The organism is Rathayibacter sp. AY1A2 (assembly GCF_002930935.1).
Taxonomy (GTDB): domain Bacteria; phylum Actinomycetota; class Actinomycetes; order Actinomycetales; family Microbacteriaceae; genus Rathayibacter.
The window spans coordinates 1-16,520 of record NZ_PSTP01000015.1 but is presented as its reverse complement, the minus strand read 5'-3'; the positions used below and the strand labels follow the sequence as shown (position 1 = coordinate 16,520).

Below are 16,520 nucleotides of genomic sequence, written 5' to 3'. Positions count from 1 at the left end.
CAGTGGGTCCACGTCCCCGGCTCCGCACCGCCCGGCGGAGCACACCGGAGCCGGACAGGGACGCCCGAGCATGGAGGTACCGATGACCATCGTCCGCGCAGCGATCACCCAGACGACCTGGACCGGCGACAAGGAGTCGATGCTCGACAAGCACGAGCGGATGGCCCGGGACGCCGCAGCCGACGGCGCGCAGATCGTCTGCTTCCAGGAGCTGTTCTACGGCCCGTACTTCGGCATCACCCAGGACAAGAAGTACTACCGCTACGCCGAGCCCGCCGACGGGCCGATCGTGCAGCGCTTCGCGGCCCTCGCGAAGGAGCTGGGCGTGGTGATGATCCTCCCGATCTACGAGGAGGAGCAGACCGGCGTCTACTACAACACCGCGGTCGTGGTCGACGCCGACGGGACGATCCTCGGCAAGTACCGCAAGCACCACATCCCGCACCTGGACCGCTTCTGGGAGAAGTTCTACTTCCGGCCCGGGAACCTCGGCTTCCCGGTCTTCGACACCGCGGTCGGCAAGGTCGGCGTCCACATCTGCTACGACCGCCACTTCCCGGAGGGCTGGCGGGAGCTGGGCCTGAACGGCGCCCACCTCGTCTTCAACCCCAACGCCACCAAGCCCGGCCTGTCGAACCGCCTCTGGGAGGTCGAGGGCCCGGCGGCCGCGGTGGCGAACGGCTACTTCGTGCTGCAGCCCAACCGCGTCGGCCGGGAGGACAACGAGTACGGCGACCTCGCGGTCGACTTCTACGGCACCAGCCAGATCATCGATCCGCGGGGGGAGTTCGTCGGGGAGCGGGGCTCGGGCGAGGCCGAGGAGATCCTGATCCGCGACCTCGAGATGGACATGGTGCAGGAGATGCGCGACGACTGGCAGTTCTACCGGGACCGCCGGCCGGAGTCGTACACCAGCATCCCGAAGCCGTGACCGCAGACCGAGACGGGGAAGACCGATGAAGACCCTCATCACCGGCGGGACGGTCGTCAACGCGACCGGCACCGGAGCAGCAGACGTCCTGATCGACGGCGAGACCATCGCCGCCGTCCTCGCCCCCGGCTCCACGCTGCTGGGCTTCGACCTGGCGGCCCACGTCGACCGGGTGATCGACGCGCGCGGCAAGTACGTCATCCCGGGCGGGATCGACGCGCACACGCACATGGAGATGCCGTTCGGCGGCACCTCCGCCTCGGACACCTTCGAGACCGGCACGCGCGCCGCGGCCTGGGGCGGCACGACGTCGATCGTCGACTTCGTGGTGCAGTACTCGGGCGAGAGCGTCGTCGACCGGTTCCAGGCGTGGCAGGAGAAGGCGGCCGGCAACTGCGCGATCGACTACGGCTTCCACCAGATCCTCTCGGACGTGCAGGACTCCTCGCTCGTCGCGATGGACGAGCTGATGCGCGAGGGGGTGACCAGCTTCAAGCTGTTCATGGCCTACAAGGGCGTGTTCCTCTCGGACGACGGGCAGATCCTCCGGGCGTTCCAGAAGGGCGCGGAGAACGGCGCGATGATGATGATGCACGCCGAGAACGGCGCCCTCATCGACGAACTGGTGAAGCAGACCCTCGCCGCCGGGACCACCGCGCCGTACTTCCACGGCACCTCTCGCCCCTGGCAGGCGGAGGAGGAGGCGACGCACCGGGCGATCATGATCGCCGACCTCACCGGCGCGCCGCTGTACGTGGTGCACGTCTCCGCGAAGCAGGCGGTGGAGCAGATCGCCCAGGCCCGCGACCGCGGCATGAACGTCTTCGGGGAGACCTGCCCGCAGTACCTCTACCTCTCGCTCGAGGAGCAGCTCGGCGCGCCGGGCTTCGAGGGCGCGAAGTGGGTGTGCTCCACGCCGCTGCGCTCGAAGGCGGAGGGGCATCAGCACCACATGTGGCAGTCGCTCCGCACCAACGACATCCAGATGGTCTCGACCGATCACTGCCCCTTCTGCATGAAGGGCCAGAAGGACATGGGGATCGGCGACTTCTCGAAGATCCCCAACGGCATCGGCTCGGTGGAGCACCGGATGGACCTGATGTACCAGGGCGTGGTGTCGGGGCAGATCTCCCTGCCGCGCTGGGTCGAGCTCACCTCGACCACCCCGGCGCGGATGTTCGGGATGTACGGGAGGAAGGGCGTCATCCAGCCCGGGGCCGACGGCGACGTCGTCGTCTACGACCCGAGCGGGCACACCTCGATCGGGATCGGCGAGGGCCGCAGCCACCACATGAACATGGACTACTCCGCCTGGGAGGGCTTCGAGATCGACGGCCACGTCGACACGGTGATCTCCCGCGGCAGGGTCGTCGTCGACGACGGCTCCTACGTCGGCACGAAGGGCGACGGGGCGTACATCCCGCGCGGTCTGAGCCAGTACCTGATCTGAGCCGGCACCCGATCCGAGCCAGCACCTGATCGAGCAGAAGGAACCCCATGGACTTCGGAGTCGTCCTCCAGACCAACCCGCCCGCCTCGCGCACCGTCCTGCTCGCCGTCCTCGCGGAGACGCACGGCTTCGACTACGCGTGGACCTTCGACTCGCACCTGCTCTGGCAGGAGCCCTACGTGATCTACTCGCAGATCCTCGAGAGGACGCACCGGATCACGGTCGGCCCGATGGTCACCAACCCCGCCACGCGCGACTGGACGGTCATCGCCTCGCTGCACGCGACGCTCAACGAGATGTACGGGAACCGCACGGTGTGCGGGATCGGCCGCGGCGACTCCGCGGTGAGGGTGACCGGAGGAGCTCCGACGACGCTCAAGACGCTGCGGGAGTCGATCCACGTCATCCGCGAGCTCGCCAACAGCCGTCCGGTCGAGTACAACGGCCAGACGCTGCAGTTCCCGTGGAGCCGGGGCTCGTCCCTGGAGATGTGGGTGGCCGCCTACGGCCCGCTCGCCCTGAAGCTCGCGGGCGAGGTCGGCGACGGCTTCATCCTGCAGCTGGCCGACGTGGACATCGCGCGCTGGATGATCGGCGCCGTCAAGGAGGCGGCGGCGAACGCCGGCCGGGATCCCGAGTCGCTGCAGTTCTGCGTCGCGGCGCCGATGTACATCGGCACCGACCGGGAGCACATGCGCGACCAGTGCCGCTGGTTCGGCGGGATGGTCGGCAACCACGTGGCCGACATCGTGGGCCGCTACGGCGCCTCCGGAGCGGTGCCGCAGGCGCTGACGGACTACATCGCCGGGCGCGAGGGCTACGACTACAACGAGCACGGCCGCGCGGGCAACAGCCACACCGCCTTCGTGCCGGACGAGATCGTGGAGCGCTTCTGCGTGCTGGGCACGGCGGACGAGCACATCGAGAAGCTCCGGGCGCTCGCCGACATCGGCGTGACGCAGTTCGCGGGATACCTCCAGCACGACAACAAGGAGGAGACGCTGCGCGTGTACGGCGAGCGGGTCATCCCGGAGCTGCGCGAGCACATCGTGGCCCGCGCATGAGACCGGCCCTCGCGCGCGGGCTCGTGCTCGGCGCCGGCGGGCTCCTCCTGCTCGCGCTCGTGTGGGAGGGCTGGAAGGCGCTCGGGCCCGAGGCCGGGGTGGTCGTCGGAGGAGTCACGGTGCTCCCGCGCACGAGCGCCATCGCGATGCCCCACCTCTGGGAGATCGCGGCCCGGCTCGGCGAGCCGGTCACCGGAGCGCGGAACGCCCCGGCGCTCTGGTCGGCCGTCCTGGGGGCGAGCGCCTTCTCGCTCGGGATCGCCGCGGTCGGCTGGGTCGTCGGCACGGTCGTGGGGCTGCTCCTGGCTCTCCTGATGCAGCGGTTCCGCACGGCGGAGTCGGCGGTGCTGCCCTGGATCGTGCTGAGCCAGACGGTGCCCCTGATCGCGATCGCCCCACTGGTGCGGCGCTGGGGGTCGCAGCTCGAGCTCGGACCGCTGACCTGGGAGAACTGGATGTCGGTGGCCCTGATCGCCTCCTACCTCGCGTTCTTCCCCGTCTCGATCGGGGCGCTCCGCGGGCTCGGCTCGCCGACGGCCCACCAGGTCGAGCTGATGCACGTGTACGGCGTCGGCTGGTGGAAGACGCTGGTGCGCCTGAGGCTCCCGGCGAGCGTGCCCTACCTGCTGCCGGCCCTCCGGCTCGGAGCGGTCAGCGCCGTCGTCAGCACGATCGTCGCCGAGGTCTCGATCGGCCTGCGCGGCGGGATCGGCCGCATGATCATCGAGTTCGCCTCCGCTGCCGGAGGCGACCCCGCCAAGCCCTGGGCGCCGATCCTCGGGGCGGTGCTGGTGGGCCTCGCGGCCGCCGGCGCCGTCGCTCTGCTCGGCACCCTCCTCCGTCCGTACCGCCGAGGGGAGCAGCCCGCATGAGCCCTGCAGGATCCGCGGTCGTCGTCGACTCCGTCACGAGGACCTTCACCACCGCTCGCGCCGCGAGCGTCACGGCGCTCCAGGACGTCTCGCTCGAGGTGGCCGCGGGGGAGTTCGTCTCGCTGATCGGCCCGTCCGGCTGCGGCAAGTCGACGCTGCTGCGGCTGATCGCCGACCTCGACGAGCCGGACTCCGGCTCGATCGCCGTGTTCGGCAAGACGGCCCGGCAGGCGAGGCTCGACCAGGACTACGGGATCGCGTTCCAGCAGGCGGGCCTCCTGCCGTGGCGCACGATCCGGGCGAACATCGCCCTGCCGCTGGAGCTGCACGGCGTCGCCGCGACCGCCCGGCGCTCGCGCGTCGACGAGCTGCTGGCGCTGGTCGGGCTCGGCGACTTCGCCGACTCCTACCCGGACCAGCTCTCCGGTGGGATGCAGCAGCGCGTCGCCATCGCGCGGGCGCTCGCCGAGAGCCCGCGCCTGCTCCTCATGGACGAGCCGTTCGGGGCGCTCGACGAGATGACCCGCGAGCGGATGCAGACGGAGCTGCTGCGGATCCGGCGCGAGACCGGCGCCGCCGTCGTCTTCGTCACCCATTCGATCCCGGAGGCGGTGTTCCTCTCGGACCGCGTCGTGGTGATGTCGCCGCGGCCGGGCAGGATCCGCGACGTCCTCCCGGTCGGACTCCCCGGAGCATCCGAGCGCGACGCGGCGGTCAGGGAGGACACGGCGTTCTTCCGCGACGTGAGCGCCGTGCGCGAGCTGCTGCACGGGGATCCCGCCGCCGTGCCGCGCGGAGTGGAGAACCGGTGAGCACGACGGCGCTGGCGCGCAGCGTGCTCGCGCCGCTCGTGCTCGGGATCGCCGCGGTCCTGCTCTGGCAGGCCGGGGTCACCGCTCTGGCGATCCAGCCGTTCGTGCTCCCGTCGCCGCTGGCGATCGGACGGGAGTTCGCCGCGAACCTCGGCTCCGTCGCCGAGGGCAGCGCGGTGACCGGCCGCAACGCGCTGGTCGGCCTGCTGGTCGGCGCGGTGCTGGCGGTCGTGGTCGCCGGGCTCTCGGCGCTCGCGCGGGTCTTCGACGGACTGGTCGCGCCGATCGTGGCCGCGGCCGCCGTCGTGCCGATCGTCGCCCTCGCTCCGGTGCTCTACACGATGTTCGGAGCGAACGCCGAGACCGCGAGGCAGCTCGTCGCGGCGCTCGCCGTGTTCGTGCCGGTGTACGTGACGACGCTGCGCGGGCTGCGGCAGGCCGCTCCGGTGCACCGCGACCTGCTGAAGGCCTACGCGGCGACCCCCTGGCAGACCGCCCGCACGATCACGCTGCCGGGAGCGGTGCCCTACGTCTTCACGGGGCTCCGCATCGCCTCTTCGCTCGCGGTGATCTCGGCGCTGGTCGCCGAGTACTTCGGCGGACCCGTGGGCGGGCTCGGCAAGTCGATCACGACGGCGGCCTCGGGCAGCGACTACGCGCTCGCCTACGCCTACGTCCTGGGCGCCGTGCTCGTCGGCCTCGCGTTCTACTGCGTGACGGCCGCGCTCGAGGCGTTCGCGCTGCGCCGCAGCCGGCTGCGCTGAGCGCGGCGCCGCGCGTCCCCGCACCCTCCTCGATCCTCCCGATTCCCGACTCCCGATTCCCGACTCCACCCGACGCACCATCCGCACCGCCCGCATCATCAGCGCCACCTGCACCACAGCACCACCTGCACCGCCGCACCACGGGGCGCGCCGCACCGGCGACCCCGCAGACCGCACCAGGAGGACCCGTGACCAGACGCACCCGCATCACCCTGACGACGACCGCCGCCTTCGCGGCCGTGGGCCTCGCGCTCACCGGCTGCAGCGCCTCCGGCGGCTCCGACCCGGGGTCGGACTCCGGCTCCGGCGGCCTCACGCCGGTCACCCTGCAGCTGCAGTGGGTGGCCCAGGCGCAGTTCGCCGGGTACTACGCCGCGCTCGACCAGGGCTACTACGAGGACGAGGGCCTCGACGTGACGATCGCCGAGGGAGGCGGCGACATCGTCCCCCAGGACGTGCTCGCCTCGGGCGACGCGGACTACGCGATCTCCTGGGTGCCCAAGGTCCTCGGCTCGATCGAGCAGGGGGCCGGGATCACCGACGTCGCGCAGATCTTCGAGCGCAGCGCCACCACGCAGATCTCCTTCAAGGACAAGGGGATCACCTCGCCGGCCGACCTGGCCGGGAAGAGCGTGGGCAGCTGGGGCTACGGCAACGAGTGGGAGCTGTTCGCCGGCATGCAGAAGGACGGCGTCTCCCTCGACGACATCTCGCTGGTGCAGCAGCAGTTCGACATGAACGGCTTCCTCGCGGGCGACATCGACGCGGCCCAGGCGATGACCTACAACGAGTACGCCCAGGTCCTCGAGACCGTGAACCCCGCCACAGGCGAGCTGTACCGGCCGGACGACCTGAACGTCATCAGCTGGAACGACGTGGGCACCGCGATGCTCCAGGACGCGATCTGGGCGGACGCGGGCAGGCTCGCCGACGATGACGCGTACGCCGAGCAGACGGTCGCCTTCATCAAGGCCTCGATCAAGGGCTGGATCTTCGCGAAGGACGACCCGCAGGCGGCGGCCGACATCGTCACCGCGGCCGGATCCACGCTCGGCACCAGCCACCAGCTCTGGATGACCAACGAGGTCAACAAGCTGATCTGGCCCTCGACGAGCGGCGTCGGGATGATCGACGAGGCAGCGTGGCAGCAGACGGTCGACATCGCGAAGGAGACGGAGAACGAGACGGGCGCGACGATCATCAGCGCGGACCCGCCCGCCACCGCCTACTCGAACGAGTACGTCGAGAAGGCGCTCGCGGAGCTCGCCGAGAAGCGAGTGGACACGAGCGGTGCCGACTACGCGCCGATCGACGTGACGCTGGAGGCCGGCGGCGCCTGAGCCCGGACTCCGCCCCTCCCGGCTCCTCCCGGCCCCTCCCGCCCCGGAGGGGGGCGGGAGGGGTAGGCTGGACCCTCGTGACTACTTTCAAGAAGACGCCGTTCACCGTGAACGTGCGCGACCTCGTGAGGCGGCCGGGCGAGATGCGCGAGCACCGCCTCGAGCTCGAGGCGCCGGAGCAGTTCGGCGAGGGGATCGTCGCGGTCCGCAAGGGATCCGCCGTCGATCTCGACGTCCGGCTCGAGTCCGTGCACGAGGGGATCCTGGCCAGTGTCGAGGTGTCGGCGAGGGCCGACGGCGAGTGCAGCCGGTGCCTGACCGACATCTCCCTGCCTGTCGATGTCGAGTTCCAGGAACTTTTCGCGTACTCTTCTGACGAAGCTTTCGACTATGAGGTTCACGACGACCACGTGGATCTTGAACCTCTGGTCAGGGATGCGGTGGTTCTGTCGCTGCCGTTCCAGCCGGTCTGCCGGCCGGACTGTCCGGGCCTCGACCCCGTCACGGGGGAGCGGCTGGCCGATTCCTCCACGCCCGAACCCGAGGCGCCGCGCGACTCCCGGTGGGCCGCGCTCGCAGGGTTGAGCGAGGAGGACGGCGGGGCCGCAGCGCCCGGAGCTTCCACCGACAGAGCTTCCGCAGACAGCGGTGAGGGCGCGACCGCCCGCACCGAATCCGACTAGAGGTAGAGAAGAGAGAATCATGGCTGTTCCCAAGAGGAAGAAGTCCCGCGCGAACACCCACGCCCGTCGTTCGCAGTGGAAGGCCGAGGTCCCCACCCTCGTCAAGACCATCGAGAACGGCAAGGTCGTCTACAGCCTTCCCCACCGCGCCAAGGTCGTCGAGGACTCCGCGGGCACCGCGCTGTTCCTCGAGTACAAGGGCCGCAAGGTCGCCGACGTCTGATCCCGCTCCTGGTCCGCACGGCGCGGGGCGCACCGCCTCTCGACGAACGGACCGCGGTCCATGGTGAACCAGACCTCCGCACGACCCTCCAGCGACGACCGGTCGCGTCTGGAGGCCACGCTCGGCGTGAGCCTCGACGGTGAGCTCTTCGAGCTCGCCCTGACGCACCGGTCGTTCGCTTTCGAGCACGGCGGCATCCCGCACAACGAGCGCCTCGAGTTCCTCGGCGACTCGATCCTCGGGCAGGCCGTGACCGTCATGCTCTACACCGAGTACCCCGCCCTCAGCGAGGGCGACCTGGCCAAACGCCGGGCGAGCCTCGTCTCGACCGTCGCGCTCGCCGAGATCGCCCGCGGCATCGGCCTGGGCGAGTTCCTCCGCCTCGGACGCGGCGAGGAGCTGACCGGCGGCCGCGACAAGGCGTCGATCCTCGCCGACACCGTCGAGGCCATCATCGGCGCCGTCTACCTGGGCACCGGTCCCGACGCGGCCCGCGACCTGGTGCTGCGCCTGATCGCACCTCTGCGGGCCGATCCGCTCCGCTTCGGCGTCTCGATGGATCCGAAGACGAGCCTCCAGGAGGCGGCCGCCGAGCGCGGTGCGCCGGCCCCGCGCTACGAGATCGCCGCCACCGGCCCCGACCACAACAAGGTGTTCGTCGCCACCGTGATCGTCGGCGGACTCGTCACGGCCCGCGGCGAGGGGACGAGCAAGAAGGCGGCCGAGATGGCCGCCGCGCTCGACGCGTGGACGCGTCTGGCGGCCCCCAGCGCACCCGCCGCTCCCGCGGTGTCGGACTGACCGTGCCCGAGCTGCCCGAAGTCGAGGTGGTGCGGGCGGGTCTCGCTCCCGCGGTCACCGGCTCGCTGGTGACCGGCGTCGAGATCGTCGACGAGCGCTCGCTGAAGCGGCACGTGCATCCGCACGGGACCTTCGAGCGCCTGCTCGTCGGGCGTCGGCTCGAAGCGGCGGTGCGGCGCGGGAAGTTCCTCTGGCTGCCGGCCGGCCGCGACGAGGCGCTGCTGGTGCACCTCGGCATGAGCGGTCAGGTGCTGCTGCGCACGGCGGATGCGGCGCTGCCGCGGCTGGCGCGCATCCGGATCGGGATCGAGCACCCCGAGCACGGCGAGCTCGCCCTGCACTTCGTCGACCAGCGGATCTTCGGCTCGATGGCGGTCGACGCTCTGGTGCCGACCCCGGACGGAGCGCCGGGCGGCTACGCGGGCGAGGAGGTCCGCGGAGGCGGCTGGCTGCGCGCCGTGCCCTCGCAGGTCGCGCACATCGCCCGCGATCCGCTCGACCCCTCCTTCGACCTGGGCTCGGTCGTCGCATCGCTGGCGAGGAGGAGCAGCGGGATCAAGCGGGCGCTGCTCGACCAGACGCTCGTGAGCGGCATCGGGAACATCTACGCGGACGAGTCGCTGTGGGCGGCGGAGCTGCACCCGGAGCGGCCGAGCTCGTCGCTCGGCGAGGCGCGCATCCGCCGCCTCTTCGCCGAGGTGCGCTCGGTGCTCGAGCGGGCGCTGGCCGAGGGCGGCACCAGCTTCGATGCGCAGTACGTGAACGTGAACGGCGCCTCCGGCTACTTCTCGCACAGCCTGCACGCCTACGGGCAGACGGGGAAGCCGTGCGCCCGGTGCGGCGCGGCGATCGTGCGGGTGCCGTTCATGAACCGCTCCTCGCACCTCTGCCCGCACTGCCAGCAGCTGCCGCGCTGACGCGCCGGGAGGCGCCGCCTCAGGCGGCGGCGTCGGCGGGTGCCGGAGCGTACCGGGAGTGGACGACGAGCTCGCCCAGCAGCGTCGCGACGAGCGTGATGACGGCGGCGATCGCCAGGCCGAGCCAGAGTCCGACCAGCAGGGCGAGCGCGCCGACTCCGGCACCCGCGGCGATCAGGACGATCGCCGCCGCGCGGCGGAACCACGGCTGACCGGAACCACCCGCCAGGCGGGAGTCCGCAGCGAGGCCCGTGATCGTCGAGGTGACGACGACCGTCGTGACGTCCTTGACGGCGAGGTGGCGGGCGGTCGCGGCCTGGAGGCCCATCGCCCCGCCCAGCACGCCGGTGACGGTGAAGGCGAGCGGCTCGGGGTGCTCAGGCACGACCGCGAGCACGATCGCCAGGACGCCGAGCAGGATGCCGACCACCGCGAAGAGCCAGGTCGAGCGCGAGGTCCAGCCCTTCTTCACCGGGCGGAGCACCCGGCCGCCGATCACGGCGCCGATCATGAAGGCGCCCAGCGCGATCAGGGGGCCGACCACGGGCAGGTCGGCCGCGCCGGAGAGGGCCATGCCGAGAATGACGACGTTGCCGGTCATGTTGCCGGCGAAGACGCGGTCGAGCCCGAGGTACCCGACGGCGTCGATGATGCCGGTCGAGAAGGTGAGGGCGAGCATCAGGCCGAGGGTCGCGCCCTCGGAGCGGGTGCGCAGGCGTCGGAACACGGGAGTCCTGTCGTCGGGGGCGGGTCTGGAGAATCGTGGCACACGCGTGCACATGCTCGAAACACGGCGCGGTTAGGGTCGGACGGCGCGGACGGGCCGCGCGGGAGGCGGACGCGCATGCGGTGGACGGAGTGGGCGGTGCAGCCCGGTGAGGGAGTGCCGCCGGGGGTGGACTACCTGCCGGCCGAGCCGGGTTCGGTGCTGTGGGGGCGCCTGCCGTGCGCGGCGGACGCCCCCGTGCTCACCGTCGACTCGGGGGCCGAGGTCGTCATCGACACGCTCAGCCACGAGGGCGTGCTGGAGGATCAGGGCCGCGATCCGGTCGCCTTCTTCGGCCGCCACGGAGTCGCTCCGGAGGGCGTGCTGCGCGACGCGGTCGCGCTCGCCGCGGACGGGCCGTTCCGCGACGGCGAGACGGACGGGCCGCACGTGGTCACTGGGCCGATCGCGGTCCGGGGAGCGCTGCCGGGGGACCTGCTCCGGATGACCCTCCTCGAGGCCGAGCCGCGCGTGCCGTACGGAGTCGTCTCGAACCGGCACGGCCGCGGGGCGCTGCCGGGCGAGTACCCGCTGCAGGAGGGGCCGTTCAGCGTCTTCGCGCGCGTCGACGAGGACGCGCAGGGCGGTCTCCGCGGCGTGATCCCGCTGGTGCCGGGAGGAGAGCGGGCAGCCCGGTTCCCGCTCCGGCCGTTCCTCGGGATCATGGGCGTCGCCGTCGCAGGGGAGGAGCGCCCGCACTCCGTGCCGCCCGGTGCGCACGGGGGCAACATCGACATCGCACTGCTGACCGTCGGAACCAGCCTCTACCTTCCCGTGCAGGTCCCGGGCGCGCTCGCGTACGTCGGCGATCCCCACTTCGCGCAGGGCGACGGCGAGGTGGCGCTGACGGCGATGGAGGCGAGCCTGCGCGTCCGGGTGCGCCTGGAGGTCGTCCCGCGCGCCGAGGCGATCGCGGCGTTCGGGGAGCTGCTCGGGCCGATGGGGGAGACCGGCGAGTTCCTCGTGCCCACCGGGATGGACGAGGACCTGGACGTCGCCGTGCAGAAGTGCGTCCGCGCGGCCATCGCGCTGCTGGCGGCCCGCTACGGGATGGACCCGGCTCACGCCTACGCCTACCTCAGCGCGGCGACCGACTTCGACATCTCGCAGGTCGTCGACCTGGTGAAGGGCGTGCACGCCCGCGTCCGGACGGCCGACTTCGATGACTGACCCGCGGGTGACGACGCTCGAGGGCGACCTGCCGGACGGGCTGGTGGACGCGGTCCTGGCGTACGAGGCGGCGCTCGGGGCGGACGACGTCGCGGCGCTCGCCGACGCGTTCGTGGACGCGCCGACGACGCTCCGGGGCGACGCCTCCGGGCTGCTCGTCGGCCACGCGGTGATCACCGGCTTCCGGGGTCGTCGCGGCGGGGCACCTGTGCGGGAGCTGGTGGAGCTGCACGTCAGGGCGGTCGATGCGGGCACGGCGCTCGTGGTGAGCGTGAACACTCCGGCCCGTGGCGGGCGCGGGCTCGTCACGCAGCTGTGGTCGCGCGAGGGCGGGACCTGGCGGGTGCGCGCTGCGCAGGTGCAGGCGCCCTCGCCCGCGCTGGACCCCCGCGTCTGGCGGGCCGTCGGCGCGCCGCTCGTGCCGGCCGCCGGCTCCGGGACCCTCGACGGACTGGACGTCGCAGTCAAGGACCTCTTCGCGATCGAGGGCCAGCGGATCGGCGCGGGAGTGCCGGCCCGCCTCGCCTCCGCGCCGATCGAGGCGGCGACCGCTCCGGCCGTCGCGCAGCTGCTCGCAGCGGGAGCGTCGGTGCGCGGGATCGCTCAGACCGATGAGTTCGCCTACAGCATCGCCGGCCGGAACTCCGGCTACGGGACGCCGCCCAATCCGGCCGTGCCCGGAGCGATCCCGGGCGGATCGTCGAGCGGACCGGCGACCGCCGTGTCGCTCGGGCAGGCAGCCGTCGGGCTGGCGACCGACACCGCGGGATCGATCCGGGTACCCGCCTCCTACCAGGGCCTGTGGGGGCTGAGGACGACCCACGGTGCAGTGCCCGTCGAGGGGCTGCTGCCGCTGGCGCCGAGCTTCGACACCGTCGGGTGGCTGACGCGGGACCTCGGCACGCTGAGGCGGGTGGCCGAGGTCTGCCTGCCGTCCGGCCCGCCGGTGCGGAGTCTCGCGGTGGCGCCGGCACTGCTGGGCGGGGTGGACGCGGCCGTCCGCGCGGCGTTCCGATCGGCCGTCGAGGGGCTGAGCGCCGACGAGGTGGCGCTGCCGGCCGTGGCGGAGATGCTCGAGGCGTTCCGGCTGGTGCAGGCCGCGGAGGCGTGGCGGTCGAGCGGCTCGTGGGTCGCGGCGCATCCGGGAGTGCTGGCGGCAGACGTGCAGGCGCGCTTCGACGCGGCCTCGCTCGTCGACGAGCAGGAGGAGACGGCCGCGCGGGCGCGGGTCGCGGGTTTCCGGCAGGCGCTCGACGGCGCGCTCGACGGGCGGGTGCTGCTCCTGCCGTCGGCGTCGTCGGTCGCGCCGACCCTCGACGCGTCGGCCGAGACGATCGACGCGGCACGGTCGGCGACGCTCGGCCTGACCTGCGTCGCGGGGATCGGCGGGTATCCGGCGCTGTCGGTGCCGCGGCTGAGCGTCGACGGTGCTCCGGTGGGGCTCTGCCTGGTCGGGCCACGCGGATCGGACCTCGCGCTCCTGGAGCTGGCCGGCGCGCTCTGAGGGCGCGCTCCGAGTGCGGGTGGGGGGCATCCCGCGCCCGCAGGAGCGCAGCATGTCCCGCGGTCAGAACGGCGGCGGCGCATCGCTGAAGCTCGGCCTGCGCGGTGGCCGCGGTGGCGCGGGCGGATCGGGGGGACGGGTGACCACGCGGCGGCCGGTGGGAGTGGTCCAGTCGGCCGAACCGTCGGGGTGGAGCGTGTAGGTCCAGCGGTCCCCGTGGCGGACGTGGTGGTGGCCGACGCAGAGCGACGCCAGGTTGTGGAGTGCGGTGTCGCCTCCGTGGCGCCACTCCAGCGTGTGGTCGGCCTCGGCCGTCGCCGCCGGCCGGGTGCAGCCGGGAAAGCGGCAGGTCCGGTCGCGCAGCTGGAGTGCGAGGCGCATCCGCGGGGGAGGGAGGCGGTGCGTCCTGCCGACCGAGACGACGGCACCCGACCCCGGGTGGATGAGCACCGGGGTGACGGCCGAGCAGGGTCCGAGGAGCTCGCGCGCGACGCCGGCCGGGACGAGGCCGTAGCCGTCCAGTTCTGCCGGCGTCTCGTCCTGCCCGGCCGCGGTGCTCGCGGCCACGGTCAGACGCACCTCGGCCCGGATGCCGCGAGCATACGTCCGCGGCCTCTCGTCGCCTGGCGCCGTACCGGACACGTCGCCGTCGCAGAGCAGGTCGACGAGCGCGTCGGCCCGCAGCTGCGCGAGCGTGCGCTCCTGCGCCGGACCGCTCCCGCCGCCCGTCCTGTCGCCGTTCCCGTCGCGGAGGGTGCGGGCGATCCGGTCGAGCCGCGCGAGCGCGCCCATCGCGGCCGGAGCGGGGAGGGTCGCGCAGAGCGTGGCCATGCCGTCCTGCTCGGGTGAGACCCAGACGGCCCGGTCCTCCCGGGCGCGAGCGTGGCGATCGGCGAGGGGCACGTCGTGCAGTTCGTCGCGCAGTCGGACGAGGCGTCCCCGCAGCTGGGTCGGCGTCATCGAGGCGGCGAGTCCCGCAGCGCGCTCGTCGAACTCCCGGAGGGAGGCCGGCGGCAGGGTCGCGGCGACTCCGCAGATGATCTGCCCCGCCTCCCAGCGCAGCCGCGCCTCGGCCAGCGCGGCGCGCGTGCACGGGAGGTGCGCGACCAGCAGGCGGGCGTGCTCGAGCTCCCGGGCGGCCACGCGCTCGGACACGGCCAGCGCTACGGCGAGCTCGGCCCGCACCGAGCGCTCCACGAGGTCGCGCGACTCGCTGGGTGACCCGCCGCGAGCGAACGCCTCGGGGCGGCGGAGCGCAGCCCTGTACGCCTCGTGCAGCGCCTCGGCGGAGGCGAGGTGGAGCGGAGCCGCGGACCGGGCGAGCAGCGCCGCACGGTCGCCGAGGGCGCGGACCTCCTCGAGTCCCTGCCGCATCCCATCCGCCATACGCGTATTGAACCAGTGACCACCGACATGCGGGCCGCAGGTGCGTCCGATCGGGAGAACCCGCTCGCCGGACGGCCCTGTGGAGGAGGCTCGCCGCACCAGCGGACGTCGAGCCGGCTCCGATCAACCGGATCAGGACGATCCGCACAGGTCCGACGTCGCCGTCAGCAGGACCACGAGGACGCCGATGACGACGAGGAGAGCTCCGCCCGCGGCCGTCAGGAACGGCGACTGCCCCGAAGGCCGGGCCCGTTGCCCGTGCTTCCGCAGCTGATCCCGGGCCCGCGCAGAGATCCGCTCGCTCTGAGTGATGAACACCACACCGAAGATGATCGCGATCGACGCCTAGGTGGGGGCGACGATCCGGTCCTCGATCACCGTCCGGAGGCCCTTCCCTCCCTCACGGCCCTCCTGCCGACCAGCGTCTCGCGACCCTCCCCGACGACCCCCGCCACACCGCGAAACACCGGCGAAACGTCCGTCGCATAGGCTCTGCGGGTGAAACGACTGTTTCTCTCCCGCTCGTGAAGAGGTGGCCCATGACCGCGCCCGCACCGTTCCTCCCCGTCGATCCGCCGCCGCGCCTGCTGATGGGGCCGGGCCCGATCAACGCGGATCCGCGCGTCCTGCGTGCGATGTCGGCGCAGCTGGTCGGGCAGTACGACCCGTTCATGACGGCGACGATGACGGAGACGCAGGAGCTGTACCGGCAGGTGTTCCGCACCCGCAACGAGAAGACGATGCTCGTCGACGGCACGAGCCGTGCGGGCATCGAGGCGGCGCTGGTCTCGATGCTGGAGCCGGGCGACCGCGTGGTCGTGCCGGTCTTCGGGCGGTTCGGGCACCTCCTCCGGGAGATCGCGGAGCGCTGCGGCGCGGAGGTGCACGTGATCGAGGCCGAGTGGGGGCAGGTCTTCCCCGTCTCGGCGATCGCCGAGGCTCTGGCCCGGGTGAAGCCGAAGATGCTGGCCGTGGTCCACGGCGACACGTCGACCACCATGGCGCAGCCGCTGGAGGAGCTCGGCGCCCTCTGCGAGAAGCACGGCGCCCTCTTCTACACCGACGTCACCGCCTCCCTCGCGGGCAACGCCTTCGCGACCGACGAGCTCGGGCTCGACGCGGTCACCGCGGGGCTCCAGAAGTGCCTGGGCGGCCCGTCCGGATCGGCTCCCGTCACCTTCTCGGAGAAGGCCGTCGCGGTGATCGAGTCGCGCAGGAGCATCGAGGCGGGGATCCGCGACGAGGGCGACACCGTCAGCGCCCGCCGCGTCCGCTCCAACTACTTCGATCTCGGCATGGTCTTCGACTACTGGGGGCCGCGCCGCCTCAACCACCACACCGAGGCGACCACGATGCTCTACGGCGCGCGCGAGTGCGCCCGCATCGTCGTCGAGGAGGGCCTGGACGAGACGGTCGCCCGCCACGCGCTGCACGGGTCGGCGATGCTCGCCGGAGTCCGCGGCCTCGACCTCGAGGTGTTCGGCGACGTCGGGCACAAGATGACGAACGTCGTCGCGGTGCGCATTCCGCAGGGCGTGAACGGGGACGCGGTGCGCGGGGAGATGCTCGCCGACTTCGGCATCGAGATCGGCACGTCCTTCGGGCCGCTGCACGGGAAGGTCTGGCGCATCGGCACGATGGGCTACAACGCCCGGACGGACGCGGTGCTGACCACCCTGGCGGCGCTGGAGGCGGTGCTGCGCCGCGCGGGCGCCTCCGTGCCGGTGGGCGGCGGAGTCGCGGGGGCCTACGAGGTCTACGGGGCGGCACGCGCATGACCGGCACCACCACGGACCCCGCCACCGCGCCCCCCGCCGCCACCGCCGCCCACCGGCAC

The 16,520-nt window shown here is 72.5% G+C and carries 16 protein-coding genes; 14 read left to right on the top strand and 2 right to left on the bottom strand.

Annotated elements, in window-relative coordinates:
- Positions 1-82: 82 nt before the first annotated feature.
- The 11 genes from C5B93_RS12410 (at position 83) to mutM (ending at position 9,857) form a co-directional block, all read left to right on the top strand.
- Complete coding sequence (locus tag C5B93_RS12410; protein ID WP_104223476.1) at positions 83-931, top strand: nitrilase-related carbon-nitrogen hydrolase; 849 nt, start codon at positions 83-85, stop codon at positions 929-931.
- A 25-nt stretch (positions 932-956) separates the two neighbouring features.
- Entirely contained in the window at positions 957-2,381 is a 1,425-nt protein-coding gene (hydA, locus tag C5B93_RS12405; RefSeq protein ID WP_104292591.1) for a dihydropyrimidinase, read from the top strand.
- A gap of 47 nt (positions 2,382-2,428) precedes the next feature.
- Positions 2,429-3,445, top strand: coding sequence for a TIGR03842 family LLM class F420-dependent oxidoreductase (locus C5B93_RS12400; protein WP_104292590.1), 1,017 nt, complete (start codon positions 2,429-2,431; stop codon positions 3,443-3,445).
- Positions 3,442-4,317 (top strand): ABC transporter permease, encoded by an 876-nt coding sequence (locus C5B93_RS12395; protein WP_104292589.1) that lies wholly within the window; start codon positions 3,442-3,444, stop codon positions 4,315-4,317. Before C5B93_RS12400 ends, C5B93_RS12395 begins: the two co-directional genes overlap by 4 nt.
- Positions 4,314-5,129, top strand: a complete 816-nt coding sequence (locus tag C5B93_RS12390; RefSeq protein ID WP_104226661.1) for an ABC transporter ATP-binding protein — start codon at positions 4,314-4,316, stop codon at positions 5,127-5,129. The genes C5B93_RS12395 and C5B93_RS12390 overlap by 4 nt, the downstream gene beginning before the upstream one ends.
- Positions 5,126-5,893 (top strand): ABC transporter permease, encoded by a 768-nt coding sequence (locus C5B93_RS12385; protein WP_104234206.1) that lies wholly within the window; start codon positions 5,126-5,128, stop codon positions 5,891-5,893. The genes C5B93_RS12390 and C5B93_RS12385 overlap by 4 nt, the downstream gene beginning before the upstream one ends.
- A 188-nt stretch (positions 5,894-6,081) precedes the next feature.
- Positions 6,082-7,233 carry an ABC transporter substrate-binding protein gene (locus C5B93_RS12380; RefSeq protein WP_258068219.1) on the top strand — a complete coding sequence of 384 codons (1,152 nt, stop codon included), beginning with the start codon at positions 6,082-6,084 and terminating at the stop codon, positions 7,231-7,233.
- Positions 7,234-7,376: 143 nt separating this feature from the next.
- On the top strand, positions 7,377-7,916 hold the full coding sequence (locus C5B93_RS12375) for a DUF177 domain-containing protein (protein WP_104247536.1): 540 nt from the start codon (positions 7,377-7,379) through the stop codon (positions 7,914-7,916).
- 19 nt (positions 7,917-7,935) lie between these two features.
- Positions 7,936-8,139: a 50S ribosomal protein L32 gene (gene rpmF, locus C5B93_RS12370; protein WP_104223482.1), complete on the top strand. Its 204-nt coding sequence runs from the start codon at positions 7,936-7,938 to the stop codon at positions 8,137-8,139.
- Between the two features lie 60 nt (positions 8,140-8,199).
- Positions 8,200-8,940 carry a ribonuclease III gene (gene rnc / locus C5B93_RS12365; protein WP_104292588.1) on the top strand — a complete coding sequence of 247 codons (741 nt, stop codon included), beginning with the start codon at positions 8,200-8,202 and terminating at the stop codon, positions 8,938-8,940.
- A gap of 2 nt (positions 8,941-8,942) precedes the next feature.
- On the top strand, positions 8,943-9,857 hold the full coding sequence (gene mutM / locus C5B93_RS12360) for a bifunctional DNA-formamidopyrimidine glycosylase/DNA-(apurinic or apyrimidinic site) lyase (RefSeq protein WP_104283536.1): 915 nt from the start codon (positions 8,943-8,945) through the stop codon (positions 9,855-9,857).
- Positions 9,858-9,876: 19 nt separating this feature from the next.
- Here the strand turns inward: mutM and C5B93_RS12355 are convergent, their stop codons facing one another.
- Positions 9,877-10,584 carry a YoaK family protein gene (locus C5B93_RS12355; protein ID WP_308470741.1) on the bottom strand — a complete coding sequence of 236 codons (708 nt, stop codon included), beginning with the start codon at positions 10,582-10,584 and terminating at the stop codon, positions 9,877-9,879.
- A gap of 117 nt (positions 10,585-10,701) precedes the next feature.
- Here C5B93_RS12355 and C5B93_RS12350 point away from each other — a divergent pair, with 117 nt between their 5' ends.
- Positions 10,702-11,793 (top strand): acetamidase/formamidase family protein, encoded by a 1,092-nt coding sequence (locus tag C5B93_RS12350; RefSeq protein WP_104292587.1) that lies wholly within the window; start codon positions 10,702-10,704, stop codon positions 11,791-11,793.
- Complete coding sequence (locus C5B93_RS12345; RefSeq protein WP_104292586.1) at positions 11,786-13,297, top strand: AtzH-like domain-containing protein; 1,512 nt, start codon at positions 11,786-11,788, stop codon at positions 13,295-13,297. The genes C5B93_RS12350 and C5B93_RS12345 overlap by 8 nt, the downstream gene beginning before the upstream one ends.
- Before the next feature lie 63 nt (positions 13,298-13,360).
- Here the strand turns inward: C5B93_RS12345 and C5B93_RS12340 are convergent, their stop codons facing one another.
- A complete protein-coding gene (locus C5B93_RS12340; RefSeq protein ID WP_104267578.1) occupies positions 13,361-14,683 on the bottom strand; it encodes an HNH endonuclease signature motif containing protein in 1,323 nt (440 codons plus the stop codon).
- Positions 14,684-15,222: 539 nt separating this feature from the next.
- On the opposite strand from C5B93_RS12340, the gene C5B93_RS12330 reads away from it, so the two are divergent.
- A complete protein-coding gene (locus C5B93_RS12330) occupies positions 15,223-16,461 on the top strand; it encodes an alanine--glyoxylate aminotransferase family protein (RefSeq protein ID WP_258068217.1) in 1,239 nt (412 codons plus the stop codon).
- The last annotated feature ends 59 nt before the right edge of the window (positions 16,462-16,520 follow it).